General features: G+C 73.4%; 9 protein-coding genes. All 9 read left to right on the top strand.

The features are described 5' to 3' along the window. The first annotated feature begins 89 nt into the window (after window positions 1-89). Window positions 90-1,205, top strand: coding sequence for a quinone-dependent dihydroorotate dehydrogenase (locus tag PV350_RS40605; protein WP_500338443.1), 1,116 nt, complete (start codon window positions 90-92; stop codon window positions 1,203-1,205). Then, a complete protein-coding gene (gene pyrF / locus PV350_RS40600) occupies window positions 1,202-2,035 on the top strand; it encodes an orotidine 5'-phosphate decarboxylase (RefSeq protein WP_499510765.1) in 834 nt (277 codons plus the stop codon). The genes PV350_RS40605 and pyrF overlap by 4 nt, the downstream gene beginning before the upstream one ends. Before the next feature lie 224 nt (window positions 2,036-2,259). After that, window positions 2,260-2,583: an integration host factor gene (locus tag PV350_RS40595; protein WP_018564176.1), complete on the top strand. Its 324-nt coding sequence runs from the start codon at window positions 2,260-2,262 to the stop codon at window positions 2,581-2,583. Between the two features lie 38 nt (window positions 2,584-2,621). Next, entirely contained in the window at window positions 2,622-3,179 is a 558-nt protein-coding gene (gene gmk / locus PV350_RS40590; protein ID WP_499510764.1) for a guanylate kinase, read from the top strand. Between the two features lie 29 nt (window positions 3,180-3,208). Beyond that, window positions 3,209-3,481 carry a DNA-directed RNA polymerase subunit omega gene (gene rpoZ / locus PV350_RS40585; RefSeq protein ID WP_030610454.1) on the top strand — a complete coding sequence of 91 codons (273 nt, stop codon included), beginning with the start codon at window positions 3,209-3,211 and terminating at the stop codon, window positions 3,479-3,481. Between the two features lie 103 nt (window positions 3,482-3,584). Then, window positions 3,585-4,796, top strand: a complete 1,212-nt coding sequence (gene coaBC / locus PV350_RS40580) for a bifunctional phosphopantothenoylcysteine decarboxylase/phosphopantothenate--cysteine ligase CoaBC (RefSeq protein ID WP_499510763.1) — start codon at window positions 3,585-3,587, stop codon at window positions 4,794-4,796. Between the two features lie 200 nt (window positions 4,797-4,996). After that, complete coding sequence (gene metK / locus PV350_RS40575; protein WP_499510762.1) at window positions 4,997-6,205, top strand: methionine adenosyltransferase; 1,209 nt, start codon at window positions 4,997-4,999, stop codon at window positions 6,203-6,205. A gap of 133 nt (window positions 6,206-6,338) precedes the next feature. Next, window positions 6,339-8,486, top strand: a complete 2,148-nt coding sequence (locus tag PV350_RS40570) for a primosomal protein N' (protein WP_499510761.1) — start codon at window positions 6,339-6,341, stop codon at window positions 8,484-8,486. 570 nt (window positions 8,487-9,056) lie between these two features. After that, entirely contained in the window at window positions 9,057-9,560 is a 504-nt protein-coding gene (locus PV350_RS40565) for a GNAT family N-acetyltransferase (RefSeq protein WP_500338441.1), read from the top strand. The last annotated feature ends 139 nt before the right edge of the window (window positions 9,561-9,699 follow it).

Here is a 9,699-nt window from a genome sequence, read left to right as displayed (position 1 = left end):
TTCTTGGGCTCGGGGATTTGTTTTAAAGAACGCCCCCCCCCCGTGGCCCGCGGCACGGGGTACCCCCAGCCCGCCGTGGAAGGCTTCGCATGTACTCCCTGCTGTTCAACCTGTTCTTCAAGCGCCTCGACCCCGAACAGGCCCACCACCTCGCCTTCGGGTGGATCCGGCTCGCCGCCCGGATCCCCGGTGTGCGCACCTTCGCCGCGGCGCTGCTCGCGCCGCGGCACCCCGCACTGCGCACCGAGGCGCTGGGCCGCCGGATGCACGGCCCCTTCGGGCTGGCCGCCGGCTTCGACAAGAACGCCGTCGGCATCGACGGGCTCACCATGCTCGGCTTCGACCACGTCGAGATCGGCACCGTCACCGCCCAGCCGCAGCCGGGCAACCCCAGGCAGCGGCTGTTCCGCCTGGTCGCCGACCGCGCCCTGATCAACCGCATGGGCTTCAACAACGAGGGCTCCGCCGCCGTCGCCGCGCGCCTGGCCGCCCGCAAGGCGGTCTTCCCGACCACGGTCGGCGTCAACATCGGCAAGACCAAGGTCGTCCCGGAGGAGGAGGCGGTCGCCGACTACGTCACCTCCACCGAGCGGCTCGCCCGGCACGCGGACTACCTCGTCGTCAACGTCTCCTCGCCCAACACCCCCGGACTGCGGAACCTGCAGGCCGTCGACCACCTCCGGCCGCTGCTCGGCGCCGTCCGTGAGGCCGCCGACCGCACCGTGACCGATCGCCGCGTCCCCCTGCTGGTCAAGATCGCCCCGGACCTCGCCGACGAGGACGTGGACGCCGTCGCCGAGCTGGCCCTCGACATCGGCCTGGACGGCATCATCGCCACCAACACCACCATCGCCCGCGACGGCCTCGGCCTGCGCTCGGACGCCTCGCTGGTCAAGGAGACCGGCGGACTGTCCGGCGCCCCCCTCAAGGAACGCTCCCTGGAGGTGCTGCGCCGCCTGTACGCCCGCGTCGGCGACCGCATCACCCTCGTCGGCGTGGGCGGGGTCGAGAGCGCGGAGGACGTCTGGCAGCGCATCCTGGCCGGCGCCACCCTCGTGCAGGGCTACAGCGCCTTCGTCTACCGAGGCCCCTTCTGGTGCCGCACGATCCACCGGGACCTGGCCGGACTGCTGCAGGCCAGCCCGTACGCCACCCTCGCCGACGCCGTCGGCGCCGAGACCCGGAAGGAAGCCACCCCGCGATGAACCCCGAGCCCTTCGGCGCCCGGTTGCGCCGCGCCATGGACACCCGTGGACCGCTCTGCGTCGGCATCGACCCGCACTCCTCCCTGCTCTCCGACTGGGGCCTGCAGGACGACGTCGCCGGACTGGAGCGCTTCACCCGCACCGTGGTGGAGGCGCTGGCCGACCGGGTCGCCGTCCTCAAGCCGCAGAGCGCCTTCTTCGAGCGCTTCGGCTCGCGCGGCATCGCCGTCCTGGAGACGGCCGTCGCCGAGGCCCGCGCGGCCGGTGCCCTGGTGCTGATGGACGCCAAGCGCGGCGACATCGGCTCCACCATGGCCGCGTACGCGGCCACCTACCTGGACCCTGCCTCGTCGCTGTTCTCGGACGCGGTCACCGTCAGTCCGTACCTGGGGTTCGGGTCGCTGCGCCCCGCCCTGGACGCCGCCCGGGCGAGCGGCAGCGGCGTCTTCGTGCTCGCCCTGACCTCCAATCCGGAGGGCGCGGAGGTGCAGCGGTCAACCACGGCGAGCGGAGCGTCCCTCGCGCAGGTGATGCTGAACCACATCGCGGCGGAGAACGAGGGCGACCTGCCGCTCGGATCGGTCGGCGCGGTCGTCGGCGCGACGCTCGACCAGGCGGGTGTGGACCTCGCCGTGAACGGACCGCTGCTCGCCCCCGGCATCGGGGCCCAGGGCGCGACGGCGGCCGACCTTCCGCGGGTCTTCGGGGAGGCCGTGCGCAACGTCGTGCCGAGCGTCAGCCGCGGCGTGCTGAAGCTCGGACCGTCGGTCTCCGCACTGCGCGAAGCGGCGGAACGCGAGGCCGCACAGCTCGCCGAAGTCGTCAAGTAGCGGTCAAGACGTCCGGAAACCTGCGCAGATTTGTCCGAAAAGTCCTGGTCGGTTGACGCTGACCAGGACTTTTCTTCTTGTTTGCGCTGACTGACGCCGCTCGGGCCGCTAGTCTCCGTCGAGAGCGCGCAAGCTGCGCGTTTCACGTTGCCCCTGCAGGTGGGGGGCGACTAGGTTCCACACCGGTCCGTATCCGACAGTTCTACTTCCGAGGTGACGTAGGCGTGGCTCTTCCGCCCCTTACCCCTGAACAGCGCGCTGCCGCGCTCGAGAAGGCCGCCGCGGCTCGCCGGGAGCGCGCCGAGGTCAAGAATCGGCTCAAGCACTCCGGCGCCTCGCTGCACGAGGTCATCAAGCAGGGCCAGGAGAACGACGTCATCGGCAAGATGAAGGTCTCCGCCCTCCTGGAGTCCCTGCCCGGCGTGGGCAAGGTCCGCGCCAAGCAGATCATGGAGCGGCTCGGCATCTCCGAGAGCCGCCGGGTCCGTGGGCTCGGCTCCAACCAGATCGCATCCCTGGAGCGCGAGTTCGGCAGCCCCGCTGCCTGACGTTCCCAGCACCCTCCGGGAACCGGGATAATCGCTCCATGAGTGAACGTCCGCGGCTGACCGTGCTCTCCGGCCCCTCGGGGGTCGGCAAGAGCACGGTCGTCGCTCATATGCGCACAGTCCACCCCGAGGTGTGGCTCTCCGTCTCGGCCACCACCCGCAAGCCCCGTCCCGGTGAGGAGCACGGGGTGCACTACTACTTCGTCGAGAACGACGAGTTCGACAAGCTCGTCGCCAACGGCGAACTGCTGGAGTGGGCCGAGTTCGCGGGGAACCGTTACGGCACGCCGCGCCAGGCGGTGCTGGAGCGCCTGGAGGCCGGCGAGCCGGTCCTGCTGGAGATCGACCTGCAGGGCGCCCGCCAGGTCCGGGAGTCGATGCCCGAGGCGCAGCTGGTCTTCCTCGCGCCGCCGAGCTGGGACGAGCTGGTCCGCCGGCTCACCGGCCGGGGTACCGAGGCTCCCGAGGTCATCGAGCGCCGGCTGGAGGCCGCGCGGGTCGAGCTGGCGGCCGAGCCGGAGTTCGACACCACCCTGGTGAACACCTCCGTCGAGGACGTCGCGCGCGAGCTGCTAGCCTTGATGGCTGTAGTCTGATCTTTTTGCACCCAATCGGAAGGTAGAGCGTGTCCTCTTCCATCACCACGCCCGAGGGCATCATCAACCCGCCGATCGACGAGCTGCTCGAGGCAACCGACTCGAAGTACAGCCTCGTGATCTACGCGGCCAAGCGTGCCCGTCAGATCAACGCCTACTACTCGCAGCTCGGCGAGGGCCTGCTCGAGTACGTCGGTCCGCTCGTGGACACCCACGTGCACGAGAAGCCGCTGTCGATCGCGCTGCGCGAGATCAACGCGGGTCTGCTGACCTCCGAGGCCGTCGAGGGCCCCGCTCAGTAACCGCGCCCAGGTGTTTCACCACGGGCCCGGCGGCACGACCGCCGGGCCCGTGGTGTGTCATGGGTGGTACGCACCACGGTCCAACACAGCGCGGGAGAGGTCGATGGGGAAGCCACAGGTCGTCCTGGGTGTAAGCGGCGGGATCGCCGCCTACAAGGCGTGCGAGCTGCTGCGCCGGTTCACCGAGTCGGGCCACGACGTGCGCGTCGTGCCCACGGCCTCGGCGCTGCACTTCGTCGGAGAGGCCACCTGGTCGGCACTGTCGGGCAACCCCGTCTCGACCGAGGTGTGGGAGAGCGTCCACGAGGTGCCGCACGTGCGCATCGGACAGGGCGCGGACCTCGTCGTGGTCGCCCCCGCCACCGCCGACGTGCTCGCCAAGGCCGCCCATGGGCTCGCCGACGACCTGCTCACCAACACCCTGCTCACCGCGCGCTGTCCCGTGGTGTTCGTGCCCGCCATGCACACCGAGATGTGGGAGCACGCCGCCACCCAGGAGAACGTGGCGACGCTGCGCCGCCGCGGCGCCATCGTCCTCGAGCCCGCGGTCGGCCGCCTCACCGGCGTCGACACCGGCAAGGGCCGGCTGCCCGAGCCCGCAGAGATCTTCGAGGCCTGCCGCCGTGTGCTGCTGCGCGGTCCCCGGGCGCTGGAGACCGATCTGGCCGGACGTCATGTCGTCATCAGCGCCGGCGGCACCCGCGAGCCCCTCGACCCCGTCCGCTACCTGGGCAACCGCTCCTCCGGCAAGCAGGGCTACGCCCTGGCCCGCACGGCCCTGGCCCGGGGCGCCCGGGTCACCCTGGTCGCCGCAAACACCGGCCTCGCCGACCCGGCGGGGGCGGACGTGGTGCGCGTGGGCACGGCGGTGCAGTTGCGCGAGGCCGTGCTGAAGGCCGCGTCCGACGCCGACGTGGTCGTGATGGCGGCCGCCGTCGCCGACTTCCGCCCGGCGCGTTACGCCGAGGGCAAGATCAAGAAGAAGGACGGCGAGGAGCCCGCACCCGTGGAACTGGTGCGCAACCCCGACGTGCTCGCCGAGCTTTCAGCCGAACGGCCGCACCCCGCCCAGATCGTCGTCGGCTTCGCCGCGGAGACCGACGACGTCCTCGCCAACGGTCGCGCCAAGCTCGCCCGCAAGGGCTGTGACCTGCTGGTCGTCAACGAGGTGGGGGACCACAAGGCCTTCGGATCCGAGGAGAACGAGGCCGTCGTGCTCGGCGCGGACGGCAGCGAGACCGCCGTGCCGTACGGGCCCAAGGAGGCGCTGGCCGAGCAGGTCTGGGACCTGGTCGCCGCCCGCCTGCCGCGATGACACTTCGGGGCGGTACGTGTCCGCTACTGGCGTTCCGTCCCGAGGTGATGCACAGTGTCGCAGGTCACGGCATATCCAAGGTGCGAGATGCCGTGTCCCTGCACATGGTCGACAGATAAACTGACCCATGGCCCGCCAGGCGCAGCCCTGTGCGAGCCGCCAATGATCAGCCAGCAGCCGCTGCAACCCCAGGGAGCGATGTGTCCCGCCGCCTGTTCACCTCGGAGTCCGTGACCGAGGGTCACCCCGACAAGATCGCTGACCAGATCAGCGACACGATCCTCGACGCGCTGCTCAAGGAGGACCCCTCCTCGCGCGTCGCCGTCGAGACGCTGATCACCACCGGTCTGGTGCACGTCGCCGGAGAGGTCACCACCAAGGGATACGCGGACATCGCGACCCTGGTGCGGAACAAGATCCTCGAGATCGGCTACGACTCGTCGAAGAAGGGCTTCGACGGCGCCTCCTGCGGTGTCTCGGTCTCCATCGGTGCGCAGTCCCCGGACATCGCGCAGGGCGTCGACACGGCGTACGAGAGCCGGGTCGAGGGCGATGACGACGAGCTCGACAAGCAGGGTGCGGGCGACCAGGGCCTGATGTTCGGCTACGCCTGCGACGAGACCCCCGAGCTGATGCCGCTCCCGATCACGCTGGCGCACCGGCTCTCCCGGCGGCTGTCCGAGGTCCGCAAGAACGGGACCATCCCCTACCTCCGCCCGGACGGCAAGACCCAGGTCACCATCGAGTACAACGGCGACAAGGCCGTGCGCCTCGACACCGTGGTGGTCTCCTCGCAGCACGCCAGCGACATCGACCTCGAGTCGCTGCTGGCGCCCGACATCCGCGAGTTCGTCGTGGAGCCGGAGCTGAAGGCGCTGCTGGACGACGGCATCAAGATCGACACTGACGGGTACCGGCTGCTGGTCAACCCGACCGGGCGCTTCGAGATCGGCGGCCCGATGGGCGACGCCGGGCTCACCGGCCGCAAGATCATCATCGACACCTACGGCGGCATGGCCCGCCATGGCGGCGGCGCCTTCTCCGGCAAGGACCCGTCCAAGGTCGACCGCTCCGCCGCCTACGCCATGCGCTGGGTCGCCAAGAACGTCGTCGCCGCGGGCCTCGCCTCGCGCTGCGAGGTCCAGGTCGCCTACGCGATCGGCAAGGCCGAGCCCGTCGGCCTGTTCGTGGAGACCTTCGGCACCCACACCGTGGACCACGAGAAGATCGAGCAGGCCATCGGCCAGGTCTTCGACCTCCGCCCGGCCGCGATCATCCGCGACCTCGACCTGCTGCGCCCGATCTACTCCCAGACCGCGGCGTACGGCCACTTCGGCCGCGAGCTGCCGGACTTCACCTGGGAGCGCACCGACCGCGTCGAGGCGCTGCGCCAGGCGGCCGGCCTCTAGGCCCTGCCGTCGGGGGCCCGCCCGCCCCACGGCCTGACGACGGCCCCGGACCCCATCGGTCCGGGGCCGTCGGCGTGCGCGGGGACACCTCCGGCGGCGTCCGGTGTCCGACGCGTCTGGTAACACTGAGGCTGTGAGCAGCGAGGACGACCGGCAGGTGTCCCCGGCGGCGGAGCCGCACGGGGGAGAGCAGCTCGCCCTCATCCGGGAGACCGTGCGCAAGGCCAAGGAGCCCCGCGCCAAGCCGCGGACCTGGCGGGGCGCGGCGCTGGCCGAGGGGCTGCCGGTGGCCCGCGTCCTGGTCGACAAGGGCCTGCTCCACCTCGACCAGTACTTCGACTACGCGGTGCCCGCCGCTATGGACGCCGAGGCGCGGCCCGGCGTGCGCGTCCGGGTGCGCTTCGGCGGCCGCGTGGGCAAGGGCGGCCGCCGCGAGGGCGGGGAGCTGCACGACGGCTTCATCGTGGACCGCCTCCCCGAGAGCGACTACCGCGGCCCCCTCGCCCCGCTCGCCCAGGTCCTGTCGCCCGAGGAGGTGCTGACCCCCGGGCTGCTGCGGCTGTGCCGGGCCGTCGCCGACCGCTACGCGGGCGCCCTCGCCGACATCGTGCAGCTCGCGGTGCCACCGCGCCGGGCCAAGGTCGAGGCGGAGCCGGTACGGGAGCCACTGCCCGTTCCCGGCGCGCCCGAGCCCGGGCCGTGGCGGCGCTACCCGACCGGGCCGGCGTTCCTGCAGGCGCTGGCCCGCGGCGACACCCCGCGGGCGGTGTGGACGGCGCTGCCCGGGCCCCACTGGCCCGAGGAGATCGCCCGCGCCATGGCGGCGACGCTCGCCTCGGGACGCGGGGCGCTTGCCGTCGTACCGGACGGCCGCGCGGCCGCCCGCGTCGACGAGGCGCTGACCGCGATCGTCGGGGAGGGCCGCCATGTGCTGCTGACCGCCGACGCCGGGCCGGAGGAGCGGTACCGCCGCTGGCTGGCGGTGAGCCGGGGCAGCGTACGCGCCGTCGTCGGCACCCGGGCCGCGATGTTCGCGCCCGTGGCGGAGCTGGGGCTGGCCGTGCTCTGGGACGACGGCGACTCCAGCCACGCCGAGCAGCACGCACCACAGCCGCACGCCCGGGACGTCCTGCTGCTGCGGGCCGCGGAGGAGCGGGCGGGCTTCCTGCTCGGCGGCCTCACCTGCACCGTGGAGGGCGCGCAGCTGGTCGACACCCAGTGGGCGCTGCCGCTGACCGCACCGCGCGAGCGGGTCCGGGCCGCCGCGCCCCTGGTCCGTACCGTCGGCGAGGGCGACGAGGCGCGGGACGCCGCGGCGCGCGCGGCGCGGCTGCCGTCGGTGGCGTGGCAGGTGACGCGGGACGCGCTGCAGCGCGGCCCGGTGCTGGTGCAGGTGCCCCGGCGGGGCTACGTACCGCGGCTGGCCTGCGAGCGCTGTCGCGAGCCCGCCCGGTGCGCGCACTGCGCGGGACCGCTGCAGCTCGGCGACGGGGAGAGCGCGCCGCACTGCGGCTGGTGCGGGCGGCCCGAGGCGGCCTGGCACTGCAAGGAGTGCGGCGGCTTCCGGCTGCGTGCGCAGGTGGTCGGTGCCCGGCGCACCGCCGACGAGCTCGGCCGGGCCTTCCCCAAGGTGCCGGTGCGGACCTCCGGTCGGGACGGCGTACTCGCCTCGGTGCCGGGCACGCCCTCGCTGGTGATCTCGACCCCGGGCGCGGAACCGGTCGCGGAGGGCGGCTACGCCGCGGCGCTGCTGCTGGACGGCTGGGCGCTGCTCAACCGCCCGGACCTGCGGGCGGGGGAGGAGACCCTGCGCCGCTGGGCGGCCGCGGCGGCGTTGGTGCGCCCGGCCGGCGAGGGCGGCACGGTGGTCGTCCTCGGGGAGCCCACGCTGCGTCCCGTGCAGGCCCTCGTCCGCTGGGACCCGGTCGGCCACGCGGTGCGCGAGCTGGCCGAACGCGCCGAGCTGGGCTTCCCCCCGGTCTCCCGGATGGCCGCCGTCAGCGGCCGCCCCGCCGCCGTCGCCGACCTGCTGGCCACGGTCCGGCTCCCGGAGGGCACCGACGTGCTCGGTCCGGTGCCGCTGCCGATCACCGATCCCGCGCGGCCCCGTCGTTCCGGGGACACCCCACCCGGTGAGCGCTGGGAGCGCGTGCTGCTGCGCGTGCCGCCGGGCAAGGGCTCCGCCCTGGCTGCCGCCCTGAAGTCCGCGCAGACCGCCCGCATCGCCCGCAAGGAGCCCGACCCGGTCCGGGTCCGCATCGACCCGCCCGACATCGGCTAGCGCCCCTGGCGGCGCGTAAGGCGTCGGCGATGGCGGCGCCGCGTCGCCGTCCGCGTGGGGAGCCCGCCCCGCGTGGCGCCCGTGGCGGGAGTCGGCCGGTGGAGGGTGCGTCTCGTCGGGCCGGCCCCGCGCGGTGTCTCCGGCCGATGGCGTTGCGTCGAGTCCGCGCAGACCGCCCCGGATCGCGCGCGGGGAGCATGACCTGGGTGAGGCCCGGTTGTGTGAGGCGGCCGGGTGGAGCGGGTGCCGCGCGGTAGTGGCGCCGCCCTGGCGGGCGTTGCACTCCGCGGGGGCGCTCGCATCAGCCGCTGCCGGCCGGACCCGGGTGGGGACCCGGCGGTGGGTGCGGGCGGAGAGAGCCGATCACCGGTGCCGGGCGGTCCTGCTGTTCGAGGGGCACCCATCGCGCGGGCCTGGGGAGTGGGCGCTGCCGGGTGTCCCGGCCGGCAATGGCGCCGCCTTGGCCGTACGCGGGAGCCCGGCCCGGGTGGCGCCCCCGTCCTGAGGGAGCGCCGCGGGGTGGCTGCGGCCGGGGAATTGCGCTTGACGCACCGTCCTAGGGTTCCGGGTATGACCAGCACGCTCCGTCTGGAGAAGATCACCCCCGACAACGTCGGCGCCGCGATCGCCCTGAAGGTCCGCCCCGACCAGGAACACCTGGTGGCGCCGGTCGTGAAGTCCCTCGCGGAGGCGTACGCGTACGGGGAGACGGCCTGGCCCCGGCTGATCGTCGACGGCGACCGGATCGTCGGTTTCCTGATGGCCTTCTTCGACATCGACTTCGCGGCCGACGGAACCGGCACCGACCTTCGCTCCGGTCTGTGGCGCCTCGCCGTCGCGGCGGGCGAACAGGGCCGTGGCTACGGCAGGTTCGCCGTCGAGTCCGTGGCGGCGGAGATCCTGCGCCGGGGCGGCACCCGGGTCACCACCACCTGGCATCCCGGCGAGGACGGCCCGGAACGTTTCTACCTGGGGCTCGGCTTCCGGCCCACGGGGGAGTCCAGCGGCGGCCAGACCGTGGGGGAGCTGGCTCTGGATCCGGCCCGGCTGCCCGTGGAGCACCGGCGGCCCTGACCGCGGTGCGTCCGTACCCGTACGCGCCCGTACGCGCCCGCCCCGGCGGCCGTCCTGTCGGCGTGGCGGGCGGCGGGGCGGGCGTGCCCGGGGAGCCGCCGGATCAGCCCTGTGCGCGGGGAGGGGACGCCTCCGGGGA

Source organism: Streptomyces sp. PA03-6a, assembly GCF_033792765.1.
GTDB lineage: Bacteria > Actinomycetota > Actinomycetes > Streptomycetales > Streptomycetaceae > Actinacidiphila.
Note: the sequence above shows the minus strand (reverse complement) of the source record. Positions and strands in the feature narration are given on the sequence as shown.